Origin of the sequence: Streptomyces sp. NPDC049915, from assembly GCF_040656475.1 — a bacterium.
Classification (GTDB): domain Bacteria; phylum Actinomycetota; class Actinomycetes; order Streptomycetales; family Streptomycetaceae; genus Streptomyces.
In genome coordinates, this window is sequence record NZ_JBFAMH010000053.1 from 1 (window position 1) to 19,631 (window position 19,631).

Consider the following 19,631-nt stretch of genomic DNA (forward strand, 5'->3'; position numbering starts at 1 on the left):
CAGCCGCTCGGTGAGGACGTCCTCCGACTGCCAGGGGTAGTGGGAGTCGCAGGCGTGGTGCAGGTCCGGCACGGTGGCCGCGACATGGGATACCACATCGCTGCGCGATGTGTAAGCGAACACCCGCGCTGCGCGCGGGTGTTGCGCTCCCGCTCCGCGGGAGCGCTGGCTGACCGCTGCGCGGTCAGCACAGCCGGGTTGCTGCGCAACCCGGGTGACGCTCCGTCCGCTGCGCTCCCGGAGCGGGGTGGGGGCTACGCCCTCACCCGCGGTGCCTCCGCTGCGCTCCGGTCACCGGGTGGCGCTTCGCGCCACGAAGGCCGGCCCCGCTGCGCGGGGCTGGCCAACGGGCCTGCGGCCCGAGCGGCAATAGGGGTGGGGTGGCTGTCTGGCCCCTGCGAGTTCTGGGGCTTGACGCTGGGTCAGCGTCTACGGGACCAAGTGCTACCGATTCCCGCAACATGCAGGGCCAGTGCGGTCAGCCCCAGGAGCATGACGTTGACTGACGAGAACGTGTGATTGGTGCTGATCTCGGCCGAGTTGATGAGGAACGCGATGAAGAACAGCACTGCCCCGACTATGCCGAGCATGACGAGCCCCTCTCATAGGAAGTGAAGCCCGTATGCCCGGCCACCGCCCCCACAGACATGGGCGGCGCCTCCGAAGTGGCCTGGCCGGCCCGTGCGGGCAGGCTGACGGGTTCTCAGGCGTGGGCGTGGCGGGTACTTGCCGCCTTGCGCGAGGCGGCGTGATGCGCGGGCCGGCCTGTCGGGGGGACTGCGAGGCGCCGCAGGGACAGGCCGGCGGTGGCGAGGAGACCGGTGAAGACGGCCAGGAGGAGGACGGACACCCACATCTGCCGGCTCCCGGGTGCCTGCCAGCCGGTCCAGGCCGCGGAGTCCGCCCACAGCAGGACGCCCACAGCGTAGAAGGAGCGGACGCGGTGCAGCTGCCGCACGGCCCGCAGGAACTGGATGCGTTCGGTCTTCGGTGCCATGCGGGGCCGTGTACCCCGATGTGCCACGACCATCAGGGCGGAAGGAATCTTGGGGAGGGGCTTTCCGGGGAGTCTCGCACGTCTGCGTCTCGATGTGATGCAGCATGTAGCATTGGCGTAATTCAGGGACACCCGGTGGGGAGCGGTTTGCGTGTTGATCTACGAGTATCTGCCGCATGAGCTTGCCCGGCTCGGGGTGGTCGCGAAAGCTGCCGGACTCGATCACCGTCGGATAGCCGCTCAGGTATGCCTGGCTCGGGAACGCGCCGGGAGGGCGAGGACGGCCCCGCCCGAACCGCACCGCTTGAGCGAGGTGTTCATCGCGGAGTTGCGGCGCCTTCAGTGGGAGCGGATCGCCGGTCTCATGGAGAAGGAGCGGATGGCCGCGTACGCGCCCGCCCGCGACTCGCGTGCCATCCGTTATGAAGAGCGGCGTCTGCAGCGGTTGATGACAGACGTGGCCGAGGCCGAGCGGTCAGGTGTCGCGGCTGTGGAAATCTGGCGGCACCGCGTCTACCGGATCGACGCTGCGCCCGCCGCCGGCAGTTCCAGCCCGGACATGCCTGCCCCCGCCGTCCACCTGATGGCGGCATCACCCGATGAAGCGGCCGCGAGAGCCTGGGCCATCCACGGAGGAGACGGCGGCCTCTACCAACGCGGCGGATACCGGATCGCTTCCGTCACACAAATCCTGCCCGAGCCTGGAGAACTCTTTTGATCCAGCTCCGAGAACACCAGGCGGAACAAAAATCACGGTTCCGGAAATGGGTTGGATTCCCTGCAAGATCATCCGTGTCGGCGGAGGGTGCGAGAGGCACGATCGTATCCGCGACCGGATCGGGCAAGACCATCACCGCCGCCGCGTGCGCGCTGGAGTGCTTCCCCAACGGCCGGATCCTCGTCACCGTGCCGACCCTGGACCTTCTCGTGCAGACCGCCCAAGCTTGGCGCTTGGTGGGGCACCGGGCCCCGATGGTCGCGGTGTGCTCGCTGGAGAACGACCCGGTGCTCAACTCGCTGGGGGTGCGCACTACTACGAACCCGATCCAGCTCGCCCTGTGGGCCAGGTCCGGGCCGGTGGTCGTGTTCGCCACGTACGCCTCCCTCGTGGACCGCGAGGACCCGGAGGACCCGTTCGGTCAGGGGAACGTCCGTGGGCCGCTGGAGGCCTCTCTGGCGGGCGGGGAGCAGCTCTACGGCCAGCAGATGGCAGGCTTCGACCTCGCGATCGTGGACGAGGCGCACTCAACCGCAGGTGATCTTGGCAGGCCGTGGGCGGCGATCCACGACAATCAGCGGATCCCGGCGGACTTCCGGCTGTACCTGACCGCGACGCCGCGCATCCTGGCCTCGCCCCGGCCGCAGAAGGGCGCGGGCCAGGAGCTGGAGATTGCGTCGATGGACCAGGACTCTGAGACCTACGGGCCGTGGCTGGCCGAGCTGGGGCTCTCGGAGGCGATCGAGCGGGGCATCCTCGCCGGGTTCGAGATCGACGTCCTGGAGATCCACGACCCCTCCCCCGTCACCGGGGAGTCGGAGGAGGCGCAGCGGGGGCGGCGCCTGGCGCTCCTGCAGACCGCGCTGCTGGAGCACGCCGCGGCGTACAACTTGCGTACGGTCATGACGTTCCACCAAAGGGTGGAGGAGGCCATGGCGTTCGCGGAGAAGATGCCGGAGACGGCCGCAGAGCTGTACGCAGGCGACGCCTCCGACGACGACCTGGCGGCCGCGGAGGAGCTGCCGAAGTCATCGATCGGCGCGGAGTTCTACGAGCTGGAGGCCGGCCGGCATGTCCCGCCGGACCGGGTGTGGTCGGCGTGGCTGTGCGGCGACCACCTCGTCGCCGAGCGGCGCGAGGTGCTGCGCCAGTTCGCCAACGGCATCGACGCCGCCGGGCGCCGGGTCCACCGCGCCTTCCTCGCCAGCTGCCGCGTCCTCGGGGAAGGCGTCGACATCGTCGGCACCCGCGGAGTGGAGGCCGTGTGCTTCGCCGACACCCGCGGCTCCCAGGTGGAAATCGTGCAGAACATCGGCCGCGCGCTCAGGCCCAACCGGGACGGCACCACGAAGGTCGCGCGGATCATCGTGCCCGTGTTCCTGGAGCCCGGCGAGGACCCGACCGACATGGTCGCCTCCGCCAGCTTCCGCCCCCTTGTAGCCGTCCTCCAGGGCCTGCGCTCTCATGATGAACGACTCGTCGAGCAGCTCGCCTCCCGCGCGCTCACCAGCGGGAAGCGCAAGGTGCACGTCCGGCGCGATGAGGAAGGGCGGATCCTCGGGGCCGGCGGCGACGGCGAGGACCAGGAGCAAGACGACACCGACGCCGCCGCCGAGTCCGCGCTGCTCCACTTCTCCAGTCCGCGCAACGCCGCCACGATCGCCGCATTCCTGCGCACCCGCGTCTACCGGCCCGAGTCCCTGGTCTGGCTTGAGGGCTACCAGGCCCTGCTCCGCTGGCGGGCGGAGAACGAAATCACCGGCCTGTATGCCGTGCCCTACGACGTCGAGGTCGAAGTGGGCGTGACGAAGGGTTTTCCGCTGGGGAGGTGGGTGCACCAGCAGCGGAAGGCACTCAGGGCCGGGGAGCTCGATCCCCACCGCAAGGAACTGCTGGACGCACCAGAAGCCGGGATGGTCTGGGAACCCGGCGAAGAAGCCTGGGAGAAGAAACTCGCCGCGCTCCGCTCGTACCGGAGGACCACCGGGCACCTCGCCCCGCGTCAGAACGCGGTCTGGGGCGAGGACGAGGCGATGCTGCCCATCGGGCAGCACATGGCCAACCTCCGCCGCAAAGGCGGCCTCGGGAAAGACCCGGAGCGGGCCGCCACGCGTGCGCAGCAGCTGGCCGCGATCGACCCGGACTGGAACTGCCCGTGGCCACTGGACTGGCAACGCCACTACCGCATCCTCGCCGACCTCGCCGCCGACGAACCCCACGGCCGCCTCCCCCACATCGCACCCGGCGTGCAGTTCGAAGGCGACGACATCGGACGATGGCTGGTGAGGCAACGAGACGCGAGCACCTGGGCCCAGCTGTCCACCGAGCAGCAGAAGCGGCTCGCCAAGTTGGGCGTGACGCCCACCGAGGCACCGTCTCCCGCCCCGGCAGCAACGCGTGCGACCAAGGGCCCGAGCAAGGCACAGCAAGCCTTCCAGCGCGGCCTCGCGGCCCTCGCCCAGTGGGTGGAACGGGAAGGCCCGGACCGGCCTGTACCGCGGAAGGCAGTGGAGACCTTGCCCGACGGGACCGAAACCAAACTCGGCATCTGGTACAGCAACACCAAGGCCAGGCGCGACAGTCTCACTGCGGAGCAGTTGGACGCACTGCGGAAGCTGGGCGTCGAATGGGCGTAATCGGTGCGCCAGCACTACCTCATGGCCACCAGGGCGCACAAAGGTCGGCATGTCCGGTCGAGGGTCTCTGCCGCATAACCAGTGCCAAGCTCGATGCGACACCGGTGTGCCTTCGGATCGATGGGCGTGCAGTCTACGGACAGCTGCGGTCTGCGTCGCAGGCTTCGGCCGGCAGGAAGGTCCGTGTCCTGTGGAAGGGCGATGACCGCTGCTTCAGCATTCCTGATGACTGCCGCGCGCAGTCGGTCGACCTCTCTACGGGCCAAAATGCGATGGACGATCTTTCGCGGCTGCAGGTTCTGGCTAAGCACGAGCAGGCGGGAAGGACTGAGGGGCCACCAAAGGTATTGGCTCGTCAGTGTCGAAGGAGAGCGGCCGGAGGCGTCGGTCGACAGGATGACTGGCTGGTCGCTCGTGATCAACCGCGCTTGAGGGTCGTCCCACAACTCAAGTTGTCGCGTGGAGTGCTCGTCGGCTGCCCCGTACGCGCTGTGGAAGAGACTCCCTACGAATCCCGTCGTCGTCAGGGTCGGGGTATCCTGCAGTGCGCGCTTTCTCATCCAGGTGTCCTGCGCCTCCATCAGGCGCTTGCGCTGTGGAGTGCGGTTGCGCTGGAAGGCGAGAACCACGGCGAGCGACATGAAGTCATCGAAGTCCATGTCGTCGTCTGGCTCCCATCCACGCAGCAGGCGCAAAAGCCTTGCGGCCTCGTCATCTATGACGGAGAGCATCGCTTCAGCCTGATTGTGCGGCGCGCCCAGAGGGTCTGTAACGCGGTAGAAGTTTTCCCGAACGCAGGTGTCTCGGAGGCCCCTGAGGCGGTCAAAGCCGTTGATCGTGTCCAAGACCCGTACTCGCTTGCCATCGGGGCTCCAAGCCTTCATGTAGGCCTGGGGAACGTAGTGGTGCCTGCGCGAGACACAGTCGCGTCGTGCCGCTGCCGCCGCCACGTTCGCCATGTACTCCTGCACGCGTGGGTTCACCGCCTGGCCGCCGCCCGACACCGGGACCTGGCCCCACGGATTGGCCACTCGGCTGACCAGCTCCCACTCCATGCCGCTCCCCTACCTCCCGCTCGATGGCCGCGCTGCAGCGGTGTACGCGGTAGGCACGGCCGGTGCGGGTGTTGACAGCCCGATTCTCTCAATGCCCGTCTACCGACCGCCCCGAATTATTGCGACCGCGTGGAAACGGCTGATTAGCCCCGCCCGGCCAGGGCTGCCCGACGGGTCCGGCTCACCAATGCCGCCTTCTAGTCCGGGGCGTTCCGTGGACGTCCGACCCAGGCTTGGTGGTGAGACGCGACGCGCAGCCCCTCGCGCAGGCGTCCACGCAGGACGCCGACACGTGTTCTGCCCTCCAGGACCTGAAGGCCGCTGTTTGATGGGGCTAGGAGCCGTCTGTCGATCAGGACAGGTGGACGCATCCACGTCCCGTGCTCTTCCCAGTGATGCCCTACCTTGTGAGGGCGAAGTTCGACCCAGTACACCGGGTTCTTTGCGTAGCTCTCGATACAGTCGGCATCGGACGCTCCGGTCGGCATCTCATTGAAGTCAGCGGCCGGGATCGTCTCAAGCTGCCATCTGACCTCGCGCAGGTCGATGCCGCCGTAGTCATGCACGAAGGCGCCGTTGTCACCGTGATCGAAGAGAAACTGCTCGAGGACGTCGTCCGGCCAGTGCAGCGATGCCAGTGCAGGGTGGGCTCGGAAATGGTCATAGCTGAAGCCGCTGCCTTCGCGGCGGCGGGTCATCAGTGGGCTGAGGTCGCCTAGCTTCACGCCGCCATGTGTACCGGAGATTCCGGGCAGTGTTCCCTCCGGCTCAACCCCCAGCCGCTCGTGACCTGGTCAGCGCAGGCCGCTATGCCGGAAGATGTTCCAACGCACAAGGGAGGGGTCTGGGTGACGAACGGCTTCGATGCACGGCTGGCCTCGGACGGCTTCAACCGGCACGCCACCGCCCACGCTACCGGCACCGTCCAGTGCACCGCTGCCAACGCCATGATCGCCCTCATGCTCGCTGTCGGCGTTCTGCGGGAGATCGATGACCAGGGCTATCCCGTTCAGCTGCACGCCTGACAGGAATACCGCGATGACCGAGCCCATGGACGCCGTCCCCACGACCTGAAGCGCTCCGGGTCTGATGGAGGCTCGATTCCCTGAGAGGATCGAGTCATGGCCCGTCCGTCCCCTTACCCCGCCGAGCTTCGTGAGCGTGCGGTGCGCATGGTCGCGGAGGTCCGCCCCAACTACCCAACTGAGTGGGCCGCGATGAAGGCGGTTGCCGCGAAGCTGGGCATCGGTTCCGCCGAGACCGTGCGGACGTGGGTCCGCAAGAGTGAGGTCGACGCCGGCCAGCGTCCCGGGGTGACTTCGCAGGAGGTTGCGGAGATCAAGCGGCTGCGGGCCGAGAACGCCGAGCTGCGCCGGGCGAATGAGATCCTCAAGGCGGCCTCGGCTTTCTTCGCGGCCGAGCTCGACCGGCCGTCGAAGCGCTCGTAGCGTTCATCGACGCCCACCGGGCAGGTGTTCGGAGTCGAGCCGATCTGCAAAGTCCTGACCAGCCACGGACTGGAGATCGCGACGAGCACCTACTACGCCGCCAAGAACCGCACCCCCAGTGCACGGTCGGTCCGCGACGCGGAGCTGAAGACGCAGATCAGCCGTGTCCACGCCGACAACTTCGGCGTCTACGGAGTGCGGAAGGTCTGGCGGCAACTGCACCGCGAGGGCATACCCGTGGCCCGCTGCACGGTCGCCCGGCTGATGCATGACCTCGGTCTTGAGGGCGCCCGACGCGGGAAGAAGATCCACACCACCATCCGCGACGACGGCCATGAGCGGGCCCGTGACTTGCTCAGACGCGACTTCACCGCATCCCGTCCGAACGAGCGGTGGGTCGCCGACTTCACCTATGTCGCCACCTGGTCCGGCATCGTCTACGTCGCCTTCGTCGTGGACGTGTTCTCCCGGGCGATCGTCGGCTGGTCGGCCGCCACCAGCAAACGGGCCAAGCTCGTCCTCGACGCCCTCGACATGGCCCTGTGGCGCCGCGATCGGGCCGGCATCCCCGCAGGTCCCGGGCTCGTTCATCACTCGGACGCGGGCAGTCAATACACCTCTTTCGCGTTCACCGCCCACCTGCTCGAGGCCGGCATCGACGCCTCGATCGGCACCGTCGGCGACGCCCTGGACAACGCCCTCATGGAGTCCCAGATCGGCCTCTACAAAACGGAGCTGATCAAGCCCCGCAGGCCCTGGCACGGCCAGGCCGACGTCGAACTCCGCACCGCGGAATGGATCGACTGGTTCAACAACCAGCGCCTCCATACCGCCATCGGAGACATCCCGCCCCACGAGCACGAGACCAACCACTACGCTCAACACCAGCCCCAACCGGCGGCTGGAGTCAACCCATAGAGTCTCCACCGATCCCGGAGCGCTTCAATGTGGTAAAAAAGCCGCGTGCGATTCCGGGTTCGGCCGCCTCCTCATGCAGGCCTGAGCTGATGTCTCCAGGCCGCACTTGAGCGGAGCTCCTCGATTGCGGCCTCGAAGTCATCGAGGGAGTCGAAGGCCCTGTAGACCGACGCGTATCGCAGGTATGCGACGTGGTCCAGTTCCTGCAGCGGACCGAGCACAGCCAGTCCGACGTCGTGTGTGGTGAGTTCCGCTGCCCCCGTGGCGCGAACCGCTTCCTCGACTCGATGGCCCAGCTGGGCCATCATGTCCTCGGTGACTGGGCGACCTTGGCACGCCTTCCGGACGCTGTTGATGACCTTGGTGCGGTTGAAGGGCTCTGCAACTCCACTGCGTTTGATCACCATGAGGGAGTAGGTCTCCATTGTGGTGAAGCGACGGGAGCAGTCGGGGCACTGACGGCGCCTGCGGATCGACGTGCCGTCATCGGTGGTACGACTGTCGACGACGCGACTGTCCGGATGCCGACAGAAGGGGCAGTGCATCGTCTCCACCCTCCAAAAGGTGATCGAGGGAGCAGGTCGCCTGTCGGCTGCTCCGCGAAGGGGATTGGTCCCATGTCTCGGACCGTCATCTTGGCTACCTCGTAAGCAGCGAGGTGCCAGCGCAGGCGTCGGTGGCCCACCCGAAGAACGGGGCGGGCCACCGGTGTTGTCCTACGAGCGGCCGTACTGGTGGCGGATGTGGACCACGGTGCCCGGGCTGTAGATCGCGATCGCCATGGTCGTCAGAGCTGTCGCCAGCTCCCACTGTCCAGCGGACGTGCAGACCGTGATCAGGATGATGATGACCAGCAGGGTTCCTGCTGGGGGGTGGTGACCGGTACCCCGTTCACGCGGGTTTGGAGTACGGTGAGGGAAGGACGTCATGCGCTTTTCTCTCTGTTAGTCGATAGCGGAGTGCCGCGCGGCGTCAAACGGAGAGGGCCTCAGCCGACAGCTTCCTAGGGCACGCGGCTGGGGAACCTCTTCCGGCATCTGACTGACCGTAAGGCTGTGCTGAGCATAGCTGAGGCAGCCTCAGCCGCGGTAGCCGAAACCACAATATCTAGTGCCCCAGGCCCTACATGTTGTGTCCACCGTGGCTTATGTGCCGAATTGAGCGGGCGGCAGATCAACCCTTGCATCAGAAGGACAGGCTCTTCCAGGCCGGGGTTGCCGATGGAGAGGGGGAACTGCATCTGCTCGGCTCGGGCACGTTGGCTTCGCCTCCGTCGTCGTGCGAGCGCCGGCGACTCACGAACCGGCAGGCGCAGGCGACGGTGCGTGCCCTCGCCCGCGGAGGCTTCTTCACCGTTGCTGTGGGTGAGGACGATGTTGTGCCGCGGGGTGTGGCCTTGCGCGGCCCGTACATAGGAACTGTCCAGCGCCCGCCGCATAAGAAGGTTCAAGTCGCTGCTCAGCCATCCGTCTCGCATCTCATGGCGCCAGGCACGGGTCCAGGCGGCTTCCCAATCCGGCCAATCCGCCTCGGGTACTTCGCAGGTACGCCTAGAACTGCTGAGGCTGTGCATCGCCTGCTTGGTCACGATGCGATGGGCGGTGCTGCGCGAGAGGTGTCCGAAACCGCCCGCGCGCTGTTCCATGGTGCGCAGCGGTGGTGAGCCTGCCTTCTCGTAGAGGTCCTGGACGGCTGCGCTCAGATCGACGAAGTCGTAGACGTACTCCGGGCGCGGGGCGGGTCGGCCGCGGCCCGGCCGTGTCTGGCGGGTCTGTCCGTAGCGGGCGTTGCGCCACAGGCGGAGCGGGCTTCCTCCGGAGAGGCGTCGCAAGCCCCGGCGTAGCTGAGGACGGTCTGGAGTTTGGGCACGGTCTCTCCGGAGGCGGCCCGCTGGAGGGTGGTGGTGTGGCAGCCTGCCCGCACCGCCAGGGCGCGGTAGCCCTGGCGGTGCGGGCGCGCTGGTCGCGCAGCCACTCCTGGAGTTCACGCAGTGCCTTGTTGGCCTGGGCCCCGCACCCTCCCCCGGTCCGTGGCCCACGCGCTGCGCCACGTGGAGCCGGACTCGTGACGCGACTACTCCCCGGGCGCCCCCGCCCGGCGGATGCCGGTGTTGGTCAGGGCGAGTGAAGGGGATCCATGGTGCGGTGCCGGTAAGCGGATAAAGCGAGTCCTCACGAAGGCGGTCCCCCAACCGCAAGCATCGAGCGTCACTCTCAAAAGGCGGGCATCCGGCGTGTTACGAATACGCCACGAATTGTGCATGTTCTGTACATGCACTTCACGTGGCCTTCAAAATTACAGGCATTGACACTGTCCTGGGGGGACCATGCACGTCAGAACAGCCCGGCTCGCTACCATCGCCGTCCTCGCCGCCGCGCTCACCGCGTGCAGCAGCGACAAGCCCGCCAGCGATGCCAACCACACTGCCGGTGGCAGCGCGGTCGTCCCCGACCAGACCAGCAGCGCCCGCATCGCCGTCCGTCTCGTCTGGAGCCACACCGGCAAGGACGTCACAGGCGACAAGACCGTGACGTACGTCGCCCGGGTCTCGAACCCAAGCAGCTCCGTGGCGTCTGCCGCCCTTGACGTGCGCGCCTTGGACGAGACCGACGCCATCATCGGCTCGAGTCAAGACACTCTGCCGAACATCCCCGCCCACACCACGTTCGACTTCCTCGGCAGCCTCGGCGGCAGCTTCTCTCCCCTCACCGGAAACCCCGCCAAGATCGACGTCACAGAGGCGAAGGATGCCTTCGGCAGGGCCGGATCCGTTGAACAGCCCATGCTCGGCACCAGTGAGTTGACGCTGACCCAGGGCAGCCGCGACGACCTGACCACCGAGGACCCGTACTCGTACAACCTGACTGCGAAGGTGACCAACAGCACCCACGGCGACCTCAAGGGCATGGTCACGCAACAGGTCATCCTCTACAACGCGGCCAGCCAGGTGGTCGGCGGAGACACCGGCACGTCGGACAACGCACCCAGCACCCTTCCCGCAGGTATGAGCTACCGCGAGCAGTGGACCGGCATCCCCGCTCTCGAAAAGGCGACGCGCGCCGTCTACACCGTGTGGGCCGGATAGCACCCAGCACGCGAACGTGGCAGACGAAAGGGGCCACCGGTCACGTCGGAATGGGCCGGCCGCACGGACGTAGCATCCTCAATGCTCACGGGATCATGAACACCACTGCATCGGGCATGACGGCCGGCCCCGTCACCGCCCCGCAACCCGCGTACAACCAGCCATGCGCCCTCGAGGATTTCCCCGACTGGGCGCGCCGCCGCAGCAGCACTCCGGCACCGCACGCCTCCATGGGGGGGGACCATGACGAGCAGCATTCCCGAGCAACCCACCACGCCGCCCACCAGCGAGCAGGCCCCGACGCCGCCGCCCCCATCCGAGCCACCCGCCATCGCCCCGGCCGCGCCACCGCGCAGCCGCCCGAGCTGGCTCGCCGCAGGACTCCTCGGCCTCCTCGTCGGTGCAGGCATCGTCGGCGCAACCTGGGCCATCACCGCCAATAGCACAGCCGGCAAACCCGCCACGTTCACGCTCAAAGGCACCTTCACCCTCACCGAAGACGCCACCGACAACGACGCCGGCGGCTGCCAGGGCACCGGCGGCTACGACGACATCAGCGAAGGTGCGTCCGTCACTGTGTACGGGGCGGACGGCAGCGTGATCGCCACCGGATACCTCGGCGACAGCACGTCAACCAGCTACGGAACCTGCGCGTACGACGTCGCCGTCCAAGACGTGCCGAAGGGCGAAAACTTCTACAAGGTCGAGGTCAGCCACCGGGGCACCGTCCAGATGACCGCCGAACAAGCCGAGAACGGAGAATTCGCCGCCACCCTCGGCTAACCAGACAGCGCACTGCCCCGGCCCCCGGCCGCCACCCGTGATCGGGGGCCGCGGGGCGGTACGGAGGCCTGGTCAGTTCCGCCCGTGCCGGCAATCCTGGCCTGGAGGCGCCTTTGTGTGGCCGATGACGGAGGCGACTGCCCGCGGGTGAACGAGACCTGCGCGAACGAGGCGGGCCTGTTCGCCGGCGCAATCGATGATGGTGAGGTGGTTGGCTGCCGGGCAGACGCCCCCGTCCATGACCACCGCGTCGAGGCCGGCGCCTGTGAGGAACTCGTCGACTTCGGCGAGGGTGATGGCCAGCCCGCGATCGTAAGGGCCGGCGTCGCCGGACACGTTGACGGTGGTGGCCGCCAGCAGTCCGGGAACCGCAGCGGCAAGGGCACCTAGGGGGCCGGGTGCGTGGGTGGTCAGGGCGGGTGAGCCGACGACGGTGTAGCGGGCGGCGTCGGCCGGCTCGCGCCACGGCAAAAAGAGGGCGAGGTCGCGAGCACTTCCTGGCCTTCAGCAGCATCGCGATACAGAACGCGCTGTCGTGGGCGCTTGCGGCCAGCACGGTCAAGGCGATGACCAGGCCGAGGACATCGACCGCCAGTCCGCGCTCGCGCGTGGACGCTCTGGGTGTCCACCACGACCAGACTCGGGTCCTCCGACCACCCGGCCTTCTCGCGGACCTGCCAGCGAAGCAGATCATTGATCTTCACGTCCGTGCCGCGTCGCGCCAGGCCGCGTAGTAGCAGCAGTCGTAGACGGCCACGTCGCCATGAACTGTCCGATGCCGAGTGGTATCTCGTGCAGCCGCTGCTGCCGCGCGCTGGCGCGGCCCCGGATGGACGACCGGAAGGTGCTGAACTGGATCGTGGGGAAGTTCTGCACCGGGTCGCGGCAGAATGTGCCCCAAAGGTACGGCCCGTGGACCACGCTCCACACCCGTTTCCGCCGGTGGGCCGCTGACGGGGCGTTCGGCCCGGATACTCCGGGCGCCCAGGCGAAGGCCGACGCGACAGACGACATTTCGATCCAGCGGGTGGCCCTGTACTGCAGCCCGGGCGACGGTGAGCGCCAGCGCTACAGGGATCACGGTCAGTCGCGATCAGGCGCGGACCTCAGGAGAGACAGCTCAACTACCCATCAGACCAACGAAATCCCTGGCATGATCATATCTCCAGCACACAACCTTCACAAGATCGGCCAAGTAGCGTGACCGACTCCCCCGATGGTCCTGCCATCCCGCCAGTGCCAGAGCACCCGCCTACCGTGCCGCACCCCAAGAAGCGAACGTGGCCACTTCTCGGAGTTGCCGCCCTCGTTGTCCTCGGCGCCGGTATCTGGATCGGGACGCTTGCTGACCAGCGGCCCGCGGACGACAGCGAGGCAACAGCGTCAGCATCGAAGACATCAGATACACAGAATTCCACCGCACCCCTTCGCTCGCCGACAGAAACCTGCTCCCTGGTCGTGATGGACGCCCTTAAGCAGACCGTGGACGCGCTCAACGCTGGGCAGAGCGGCCTTGATCTCAAACCGCTCCTGTTCCAATACGGAAGCCAATCGGATATCTACCGGATCGCTGTCCAGGCTCAAGGCATGCTGCTCAGCAACTCAATCCAGCAGGGACATCCGAACGAACAGATGGAGAAGCTGCGTTCCTATGTCAACAAACAGTGCGGTCAGGGCTCGGCCTCGGCTACGGTGCCGCCCGGGAACGACCTCGGCACTTCGGCACCCACCTCCACGGCAGACTTCCCCTGGGTCGAGCCGCCTACAGTGACGGAGACGCGTCACCTCGGCGCAACAGACTATGCCCGGTACCCGTCGTCAAGTGACTGCGAAGCCGGCGCCGCCTCCGTGTCAACGTTGAAGTCGGCCGCTGACGAGTCGGATACCGCCTTCGCATCTGATCAGAAAGGCAACAGCGACGCAGAGATCACCATGATGGCCTACGCGCGAAAGTACGTGAAGGCGCTGCGGCAGATGGGCTATCCGCGACCTGAGGATGCAGTGAACTCGCACTGGGCGGATCTTTGCTCCACCCTCTCAAACAGCGATCCGGGGCAATAAAGAACGGCCTTGCAGTTAAGGCTTGTCCCGCAATACTCGGCCCGTCCCTAGCGCCTGCTGTGCTGCCGACTCGCGCCTCTTCAGGCTGGCGCCTACAGGATGGTCGGTGGCACGGCGGCATGGGAGGCGTTCAGTCCAGAGCAACGGTCACGGCCTCCCACACCATCAGCCCGGCCTCCTGGATCCGCTGACGCATGTCGCCTTCGTACAGCCAGGCGCAAGCCGCGATCGCTGGGAAGAGTTCGGCGAGGATCAATGCGGCGCGCTTCGGTACCTTGGTTGCTCCCCGCCACGCCGTGCCGCACCGCTCGATCTCCTCCCGCAACTGAACGAGCGTCTGCTCGTCGAACCCCTCGTTCAGACGCAGGGGGATCACGAAACGCTCCGCCGCTCCTTCCAGACGACTGAACCAAGTCTGTGTCCATGTGTGCCTCCGTCACGGGCAGTTCGCAACGCGGTGGGACGATCTCCTCGTGTCTGGTGTGATCACGGCGTCACAGCCGTCCTGGATAGGCCCGTTCACCGGGCTGAGGCCGCGCTGCTTCAGCAAACTGGTGACCGCCCTGCGTCGCGAGGGAGCGGACACGGTCCGACGAGGCCGGCCGTGGAGCCTGCCCCTGGAGGACCACGTCCTACTTGGCCTTCCAGGACACCTGGGACACCGCGGTCGAGGACTTGGAGGCGCTGCAGGAGTCCTGGGAGGCCCGGGTCCACGCCTACGCGGAGGACGGCGAGGGGCTTGATCCTGGGGCGGTGGCCGACCATCTGTGCAAGGACTCCTGGCGTGCGGTGAGGAAGGACCTTGAGCGGGTGGAGTTCCTCGGCCCGCAGAGCGTCGACGTCTGCATGCGGGAGCTGAGGGAGACGTTCCGGGCGATGGTGGATGTGATCGGCGGGCAGTCGCAGGCTGGCGCCAGTTGCCCTCATTGGGATGAGTGGCATCCGGTGCTGGCCAGGGCGCAAGTGGCGCGGTTCGAGTTCCAGGTGGCGGCGATGGATGCGCTGCGGCGGCCGCCGAGCCCGGAGGGGGTGGGCTGAGGGCCTGGAGGCCGCCATCGCTTGCGGTGGGGTCTCCGCCGTGGCGGAGGGTTCTGCGTGCCAGGGGCTGTTTTCCCAACCCTTGGCACGCAGGGAGCGCGTGATGGTGCGTGGGGGGGGGTACGCGCGAGGTGTTACCGGGCGGCGGACTGCAGGCACCGGACTCGGCCGGTCCTGCGAGGCCCTTCGGCCGCGAGATTGCGGCCGGCGCTGAGCAGTAAGTCTGCGGCGTCGCGCAGTGCCCAGCGAGCCTCGAACTGCCCACCGTGACCAAGCTGCTTGGCGAGGTGGCGAAGGCCTTCCTCGTACCGCATGACCTGGTCCCGCACCTCTTCAGGGGCGAGCTCTGCCAAGTGCTCCGTTTCCATTGAGTCACGCTAAGCGACCCGTGAGTCACTCGTGGAACCCCTTGCATAGATCCACTTGTAGTGGTTTTGAGAATGTCAGAGTCATATGCCGGAGGCTGAACAGCTTTACACGCATGTTGGTTCGTGTTTGATCGAGGAGGTTCGAGGATGACGGGAAATGACCGGTGGCGGCAGTTGTATGAGCAGCGGCCCGAACCGGCCGCGCGCCGGTTCACGCTCATCCGTACGGACGGCGATGATGTGGCTGGGTGGCTCGTCGGCGGCCGCTGCGAAGTCGACGAACCGGCCCCGGACAGTGCCACGGTGAGCGGCTGAGGGCCTTCTACGGCGGGGAACGCTGGACCCGGATGGTGTGGGAGGACGAGACTGGTGGGCTCACATGTTGATGTGGCGCGTATTCGCCAGTGGGGCGCGAAGTCCGTAACTCTGAGTGCTGTCCGTCCCGCGCCTGAACCTGGAGGCAAGAGCTGACGTGCTGGCTGAGGCTATAGCACTCTCAGCGAATGGTCAGAGCCACATGCGCGTGTCGTTTGCGTTTGTGGCCTCAGCGCTGGCGAAATGCAGTCATGACGAACAGTGCCAGCCCGTCGGAACGGTGGCTGATTGGGACGAACTTCGCTGTGGCTGGCGGCACTCTCGTTGTGGCAATCGTCGCTGCATGGGTTGCCATCCGTGATGGCCGCCAGCGGGACGCCGAGCTACGCGATCGGCAGGCAGCACAGGCGCGACTGGTGGCTGTTTCGGTCATCACTGTGGACGATCAATGTGCAGAGTATCTACGCCTGCACCCTGGGGAGAAGGCTCCGCCCTCGTTGAGCAGGCTGTACAACGACTACTGGTCGATCGTCAACCACAGCAGTGGTCCAGTTTTTGATCTAGAGATCCTCGGTGGCGAACAGGGGGCGGTGCCCTACCGGGCGCCACTGGCCCCCGGTAAGAGCGCCGGGAGGCTCCCGAGCTTCGTTCAGGAGCGAGAGGGACTCAACGTGACCTTCAGGTTCGTCGACGAGGTCGGCTTGAGGTGGCAGCGTAAGAACAATGGTCAGCCTCAGCGCCTAATCGGCGATTGACCGCCGATCCGACCTGACGTTGCCGGTACTGCGCGGCCATGACTCTCCCCAGCGACGAGATGCCGGGCGCGCGTTCCACGGCGGGACGAGAACCGGGTGTGAGCGGCGCCCGGGGAGGTCAACCCGCTGCCGTAGGACGAGGGCCCGGCATCCGGTGGGAGGGAAAGCCGGGCCCTCGCCGCACCAGCGTCTACGCCTGGGGAGCCGGTCACTCCAACGGGGGAAGACAAACTGTCTCCCAGCTCTGACACGGTCCGACGCCAGCGGCCGCCGCGCACGTCCACCAGGGCCCGAACTGCTGCGGCTCCGGCTGCCGGAGGCGATGCCCGGCGTTAGCGTCGCCTGCATGAACGGCTATGCAGCGGTCTACGAACCGGTCGTACAGCCCGTCCGGACCTTCGGAGGGCTGTCCGGCGGAGAAGCAATCGGCACGGTGCACGCAACCGACGCTGACGCGAGTGGCCAGCCGGGGCCGTACACCTTGTGCGACATGGACGCGCACGACATACGGCCCGTCCCCGGCGATATCCCGGCGGATACCTTCCCCACCTGGTACCCGCCGGGCGGACACGTCCGCAGCATCTGCCGGGCATGCGACCGCCTCGCCGGCGCCTAGAATCGAACGCATGGCGGATGAGCGGGCAGAGCCGGTCCCGGCACGGCCCTGGCGCCCGGAGGACGGGCCCGAACCGGTCGTGACGCCGTATTCGAGCACGGACCCGCCGGCACTGCTGGTGTGGTCCCGCCGGCGCTGGCGGCAAGCGACCGTCGTCGCCCGGCAGGACTGGGCCGACGGCCGTGTCGCAGACCAAGGCTCCGTGGATCTCGACGGCTCCACGACCATCACCCACCGGACGTACTTCTGGCCGCAGGAGGGAATGAAGGCCGTCAAGCGGCCGGACGCCGCAGCGCCACGGGCGCGTGGTGAAGGCGGCGGGATGCCACGATCGCCTGAGCGGTCCAGGCCGTGCCCTCCGTCCGCCTGATCAGCGGCGAGGCGGCAGCGGCCAGCGCATAGGTCGGTACAGCGCCAGAGTGTTACGCGTCGGCGGGTTTCAGCGTGCGGACCATCCGGCAGTCGGGCGTCAGCGTGAGCGTGACCTTGTTTCCCGTGACCGTGATCGCCTTCTCGCCGACGCTGACCCTGCCCTTGGACGGCTTACGCAACAGCAGGTCGACGACCCTGACGATCGCAGCGAAGCGTTTGTCCAGCGGCACGTCCTGAAAGAACGGGCTGTTCAGAGCGTCCGCGTGGAAGACCATCCCCGGGCCGCGCCCGATCCGGCGGATGGCCGCCTCGTCGTGACCGCTTCCCGAGGGCGCGGCGGGTTCGTCGGCCGGCCGTCCCGGTCGTACTACGGGCCACTGGGTGACGATTCGCTTCCAGGTGCTCAGGCCTCCGCCGTGGCGCTCGGCGAGGGTGGCGGCGATGTCCCCCGGCTTCCGGCCGGGCTCGGCGGCCAGGGCTTCGACCGCCAGGGCGAGCCGGGGGTCCGGCCCTTTCGCCGGCCGACGGCCGGCCGTTCCGGCCCGCGGGCTGGAGTCGGCGTACTCCCACAGCTGACGCCGGGTGCGGTACTCGCGCACCTGGCCGCTCTCCAGCTCCTCGGTGCGCACGGCAGCGGGCCACCCAGGCGGTCGACGTTGGCCGCGCAGAGGCGGGGGTCGGTGAGGGTCTTGGTCCAGCCGGAGAGGCATCACTGCAGTGATCCCGGAACCCGCTGATTGCCGTGCACTACCTCGCGGCACTTCATGTCGCAGCGATCTTCCTCTGGACGCGAGCCTGAGAGGAAGACCAGTCACCTCTGCCAAGGGAGCGCGTCAACCGATGCGGTGTCACCCACTGCCAGCAGCCCAAAGAGCCGGAGAATCTCCTCGCGAGCGACATCGCGCATCTCGCCCGGGGCCACCGAGTCGTCGTCCGGGTTCTCCCAGACCAGCAGGCCGCCGCGGAACGCGCTGAGGCACCACCCGCTCTCATGGGTCAGCGACACGTCGGGGTGCTCGTCATCGGCCTGCGCTAGGCCGCCGAGCACTTGCTTCATCGTCTCCGGATCGGGTTCGTCGACCGTCCCGCCCATGACGTCGTACATGAAGTAACTCATTGACCAATTACCTCACGCAGTGATCCACGGGACACTGCCTAATGCTGGATTCCTCAAACGGAGTACACGTATCGGCGGCGTAGGACGCGGGTTGAGGGTACCGGTCTTCCCCATATCCAGGGTCGGGCTCGTGCGTTGAGCTGGGCTGTTGCCAGGCGGGTGGCCTGGTTAATCTCGGGTGGTCCGGCGAAGGACTGGCCGGCGAGGGCAGCTTTGCGGAAGATGCGCCACCAGCCTTCTTGGAGGTTGAGCCAGCAGGCGCCGACGGGGATGAAGATGTGCCGGATTCTCGGATGGTCCTCCAGCCAGGTGCGGGTGGACAGGCTGTTGTGCGAGGACAGGTTGTCGGTGACGACGTAGATGTCTCCGGAGGGATTGGCCGTCTCAACCTTGTGGAGAAACTGCTGGTAGAAGGCACTGTTGCGGGAGGAGGCGGTCATGGTGATTTCCTGCCCGTCTCGTACTCGCAGGGCGCCGTAGACCCAGGTCTTCTCCGGCCCGCGACCGTAGTCGACCTCGGACTTGATGCGGTGACCGTCCGGCGACCAGCCCGGCGCCGGCGGGAAGGTACGGGGGATCACCGGTCCGAGCTCGTCGGCGCAGACGAGCGTCGCGCCTTCGGGCGGGCAGGTGTAGAGCTCGATGATCCTGGTCCTTTTCCCTCGAAGTCTGCGTCCTTCGACCGGGTCCAGGACCGGGCGCGGCGCCAGCGCACGCCCTCAGTCAACAGGATCCGACGGACCTGGCTGCGACCGACCTCGATGCCCATCCGTCCGGCCTCGGCGGCCAGCGCGTCGAGGGTCCACTCCGGCGACCCCGACTCATCCACCGCGGCAAGCTCGCCGTCGGCCTGCACGGTCAGCCGACCTGGAGGCGGCTGTCTGACCAGGCCGATGATTCTTGAGCGTTCCGTTTCGGTGATCCGCCGCTTCCGGCCCTGTCCACCGAGGTCCTCCAGCCCGTCCAGGCCGAAGCGGTTGAAGCGGTGCAGCCACCGGCGAACCGTCTTGGGATTGCACCTCAACTCGTCCGCGATGGCAGGCACTCGCTGTCCGGACCAGCTCAGCTCGACCATCCGTGTCCGCACCACCAGATCACGAGGCGCCTTGCGCGCCCGCGCCAGCCGATGCACGAGCCGTTCCTCGATCTCGTCACGGCTCGGCCGTGCCCGTAACACCACCGTCCAGCACCCGCCCCCGAACAGCCCAACCACCCCGCCACCAGGACTCATACCCAGTGAAAGAGGAACCCAGCACTAGTAGTGCTTGGTCAGGTTCATTCGCCGGTGGCGTGTCCGTTTGATCGGTTCGGTCGTTGAGCGGGTGTGCTGGGTGGGGAGTTGGCCGCGG

At 67.3% G+C, this 19,631-nt stretch carries 21 protein-coding genes and 4 pseudogenes; 12 read left to right on the top strand and 13 right to left on the bottom strand.

What is annotated here, in order from left to right; translation table 11 throughout:
* Window positions 1-422: 422 nt before the first annotated feature.
* Together AB0J12_RS38685 and AB0J12_RS38690 are read right to left on the bottom strand one after the other, a co-directional pair.
* Complete coding sequence (locus AB0J12_RS38685; protein WP_363269497.1) at window positions 423-590, bottom strand: hypothetical protein; 168 nt, start codon at window positions 588-590, stop codon at window positions 423-425.
* Window positions 591-703: 113 nt separating this feature from the next.
* On the bottom strand, window positions 704-997 hold the full coding sequence (locus tag AB0J12_RS38690) for a hypothetical protein (RefSeq protein ID WP_363269498.1): 294 nt from the start codon (window positions 995-997) through the stop codon (window positions 704-706).
* A gap of 151 nt (window positions 998-1,148) precedes the next feature.
* Here AB0J12_RS38690 and AB0J12_RS38695 point away from each other — a divergent pair, with 151 nt between their 5' ends.
* Both AB0J12_RS38695 and AB0J12_RS38700 read left to right on the top strand, forming a co-directional pair.
* The gene (locus AB0J12_RS38695; RefSeq protein ID WP_363269499.1) at window positions 1,149-1,715 is read left to right on the top strand and encodes a hypothetical protein; all 567 of its coding nucleotides are present in this window, start codon (window positions 1,149-1,151) and stop codon (window positions 1,713-1,715) included.
* On the top strand, window positions 1,712-4,351 hold the full coding sequence (locus AB0J12_RS38700; protein ID WP_363269500.1) for a Helicase associated domain protein: 2,640 nt from the start codon (window positions 1,712-1,714) through the stop codon (window positions 4,349-4,351). The genes AB0J12_RS38695 and AB0J12_RS38700 overlap by 4 nt, the downstream gene beginning before the upstream one ends.
* 14 nt (window positions 4,352-4,365) lie before the next feature.
* On the opposite strand, the gene AB0J12_RS38705 is transcribed toward AB0J12_RS38700, so the two are convergent.
* Both AB0J12_RS38705 and AB0J12_RS38710 read right to left on the bottom strand, forming a co-directional pair.
* Complete coding sequence (locus AB0J12_RS38705) at window positions 4,366-5,406, bottom strand: DUF4238 domain-containing protein (protein WP_363269501.1); 1,041 nt, start codon at window positions 5,404-5,406, stop codon at window positions 4,366-4,368.
* 197 nt (window positions 5,407-5,603) lie between these two features.
* The gene (locus AB0J12_RS38710) at window positions 5,604-6,131 is read right to left on the bottom strand and encodes a hypothetical protein (RefSeq protein WP_363269502.1); all 528 of its coding nucleotides are present in this window, start codon (window positions 6,129-6,131) and stop codon (window positions 5,604-5,606) included.
* A 123-nt stretch (window positions 6,132-6,254) separates the two neighbouring features.
* On the opposite strand from AB0J12_RS38710, the gene AB0J12_RS38715 reads away from it, so the two are divergent.
* Complete coding sequence (locus tag AB0J12_RS38715) at window positions 6,255-6,431, top strand: hypothetical protein (RefSeq protein WP_363269503.1); 177 nt, start codon at window positions 6,255-6,257, stop codon at window positions 6,429-6,431.
* Window positions 6,432-6,527: 96 nt separating this feature from the next.
* Window positions 6,528-7,772, top strand: a pseudogene (locus AB0J12_RS38720) (IS3 family transposase).
* A 110-nt stretch (window positions 7,773-7,882) separates the two neighbouring features.
* Here the strand turns inward: AB0J12_RS38720 and nrdR are convergent.
* Window positions 7,883-8,317: pseudogene (gene nrdR / locus AB0J12_RS38725) on the bottom strand (transcriptional regulator NrdR); the annotation flags it as partial.
* Between the two features lie 171 nt (window positions 8,318-8,488).
* Complete coding sequence (locus AB0J12_RS38730) at window positions 8,489-8,701, bottom strand: hypothetical protein (protein ID WP_363269504.1); 213 nt, start codon at window positions 8,699-8,701, stop codon at window positions 8,489-8,491.
* Between the two features lie 1,397 nt (window positions 8,702-10,098).
* Between AB0J12_RS38730 and AB0J12_RS38735 the strand changes: the two genes are divergently transcribed.
* Window positions 10,099-10,857: a hypothetical protein gene (locus tag AB0J12_RS38735; protein ID WP_363269506.1), complete on the top strand. Its 759-nt coding sequence runs from the start codon at window positions 10,099-10,101 to the stop codon at window positions 10,855-10,857.
* A gap of 243 nt (window positions 10,858-11,100) precedes the next feature.
* Window positions 11,101-11,640 (top strand): hypothetical protein, encoded by a 540-nt coding sequence (locus AB0J12_RS38740; protein WP_363269507.1) that lies wholly within the window; start codon window positions 11,101-11,103, stop codon window positions 11,638-11,640.
* Window positions 11,641-11,712: 72 nt separating this feature from the next.
* On the opposite strand, the gene AB0J12_RS38745 is transcribed toward AB0J12_RS38740, so the two are convergent.
* Together AB0J12_RS38745 and AB0J12_RS38750 are read right to left on the bottom strand one after the other, a co-directional pair.
* Window positions 11,713-12,111, bottom strand: coding sequence for a hypothetical protein (locus tag AB0J12_RS38745; protein ID WP_363269519.1), 399 nt, complete (start codon window positions 12,109-12,111; stop codon window positions 11,713-11,715).
* A 37-nt stretch (window positions 12,112-12,148) separates the two neighbouring features.
* A pseudogene (locus AB0J12_RS38750) lies at window positions 12,149-12,376 on the bottom strand (IS5/IS1182 family transposase); the annotation flags it as partial.
* A gap of 93 nt (window positions 12,377-12,469) precedes the next feature.
* Between AB0J12_RS38750 and AB0J12_RS38755 the strand changes: the two are divergent.
* A complete protein-coding gene (locus AB0J12_RS38755; RefSeq protein ID WP_363269508.1) occupies window positions 12,470-12,844 on the top strand; it encodes a transposase in 375 nt (124 codons plus the stop codon).
* A 257-nt stretch (window positions 12,845-13,101) separates the two neighbouring features.
* Complete coding sequence (locus AB0J12_RS38760) at window positions 13,102-13,701, top strand: hypothetical protein (protein ID WP_363269509.1); 600 nt, start codon at window positions 13,102-13,104, stop codon at window positions 13,699-13,701.
* Between the two features lie 130 nt (window positions 13,702-13,831).
* On the opposite strand, the gene AB0J12_RS38765 is transcribed toward AB0J12_RS38760, so the two are convergent.
* On the bottom strand, window positions 13,832-14,077 hold the full coding sequence (locus tag AB0J12_RS38765; protein WP_363269510.1) for a hypothetical protein: 246 nt from the start codon (window positions 14,075-14,077) through the stop codon (window positions 13,832-13,834).
* A 97-nt stretch (window positions 14,078-14,174) separates the two neighbouring features.
* On the opposite strand from AB0J12_RS38765, the pseudogene AB0J12_RS38770 reads away from it, so the two are divergent.
* From AB0J12_RS38770 to AB0J12_RS38785, 4 genes and pseudogenes are all read left to right on the top strand, one after another.
* Window positions 14,175-14,339, top strand: a pseudogene (locus AB0J12_RS38770) (IS5/IS1182 family transposase); the annotation flags it as partial.
* The gene (locus tag AB0J12_RS38775; protein WP_363269520.1) at window positions 14,338-14,739 is read left to right on the top strand and encodes a hypothetical protein; all 402 of its coding nucleotides are present in this window, start codon (window positions 14,338-14,340) and stop codon (window positions 14,737-14,739) included. The pseudogene AB0J12_RS38770 and the gene AB0J12_RS38775, both read left to right, overlap by 2 nt.
* A gap of 934 nt (window positions 14,740-15,673) precedes the next feature.
* A complete protein-coding gene (locus AB0J12_RS38780; RefSeq protein ID WP_363269511.1) occupies window positions 15,674-16,177 on the top strand; it encodes a hypothetical protein in 504 nt (167 codons plus the stop codon).
* Window positions 16,178-16,523: 346 nt separating this feature from the next.
* The gene (locus AB0J12_RS38785; protein ID WP_363269512.1) at window positions 16,524-16,793 is read left to right on the top strand and encodes a hypothetical protein; all 270 of its coding nucleotides are present in this window, start codon (window positions 16,524-16,526) and stop codon (window positions 16,791-16,793) included.
* A gap of 422 nt (window positions 16,794-17,215) precedes the next feature.
* Here AB0J12_RS38785 and AB0J12_RS38790 read toward each other — a convergent pair whose 3' ends face one another.
* The 4 genes from AB0J12_RS38790 to AB0J12_RS38805 all read right to left on the bottom strand — a co-directional run bounded on the left by AB0J12_RS38790 (window position 17,216) and on the right by AB0J12_RS38805 (window position 19,495).
* Window positions 17,216-17,794, bottom strand: a complete 579-nt coding sequence (locus tag AB0J12_RS38790) for a hypothetical protein (protein WP_363269513.1) — start codon at window positions 17,792-17,794, stop codon at window positions 17,216-17,218.
* 182 nt (window positions 17,795-17,976) lie between these two features.
* Window positions 17,977-18,270, bottom strand: coding sequence for a hypothetical protein (locus AB0J12_RS38795; RefSeq protein ID WP_363269514.1), 294 nt, complete (start codon window positions 18,268-18,270; stop codon window positions 17,977-17,979).
* A gap of 65 nt (window positions 18,271-18,335) precedes the next feature.
* On the bottom strand, window positions 18,336-18,929 hold the full coding sequence (locus AB0J12_RS38800) for an IS630 family transposase (protein WP_363269517.1): 594 nt from the start codon (window positions 18,927-18,929) through the stop codon (window positions 18,336-18,338).
* A complete protein-coding gene (locus tag AB0J12_RS38805) occupies window positions 18,860-19,495 on the bottom strand; it encodes a helix-turn-helix domain-containing protein (RefSeq protein ID WP_363269516.1) in 636 nt (211 codons plus the stop codon). Before AB0J12_RS38805 ends, AB0J12_RS38800 begins: the two co-directional genes overlap by 70 nt.
* Window positions 19,496-19,631 lie beyond the last annotated feature (136 nt).

Coding starts and splice junctions, on each gene's coding strand:
- AB0J12_RS38685 (WP_363269497.1), bottom strand. CDS start 590: ATGCTCGGCATAGTCGGGGCAGTGCTGTTCTTCATCGCGTTCCTCATC.
- AB0J12_RS38690 (WP_363269498.1), bottom strand. CDS start 997: ATGGCACCGAAGACCGAACGCATCCAGTTCCTGCGGGCCGTGCGGCAG.
- AB0J12_RS38705 (WP_363269501.1), bottom strand. CDS start 5,406: ATGGAGTGGGAGCTGGTCAGCCGAGTGGCCAATCCGTGGGGCCAGGTC.
- AB0J12_RS38730 (WP_363269504.1), bottom strand. CDS start 8,701: ATGACGTCCTTCCCTCACCGTACTCCAAACCCGCGTGAACGGGGTACC.
- AB0J12_RS38735 (WP_363269506.1), top strand. CDS start 10,099: ATGCACGTCAGAACAGCCCGGCTCGCTACCATCGCCGTCCTCGCCGCC.
- AB0J12_RS38740 (WP_363269507.1), top strand. CDS start 11,101: ATGACGAGCAGCATTCCCGAGCAACCCACCACGCCGCCCACCAGCGAG.
- AB0J12_RS38755 (WP_363269508.1), top strand. CDS start 12,470: ATGGACGACCGGAAGGTGCTGAACTGGATCGTGGGGAAGTTCTGCACC.
- AB0J12_RS38760 (WP_363269509.1), top strand. CDS start 13,102: ATGGACGCCCTTAAGCAGACCGTGGACGCGCTCAACGCTGGGCAGAGC.
- AB0J12_RS38780 (WP_363269511.1), top strand. CDS start 15,674: ATGACGAACAGTGCCAGCCCGTCGGAACGGTGGCTGATTGGGACGAAC.
- AB0J12_RS38785 (WP_363269512.1), top strand. CDS start 16,524: ATGAACGGCTATGCAGCGGTCTACGAACCGGTCGTACAGCCCGTCCGG.
- AB0J12_RS38795 (WP_363269514.1), bottom strand. CDS start 18,270: ATGTACGACGTCATGGGCGGGACGGTCGACGAACCCGATCCGGAGACG.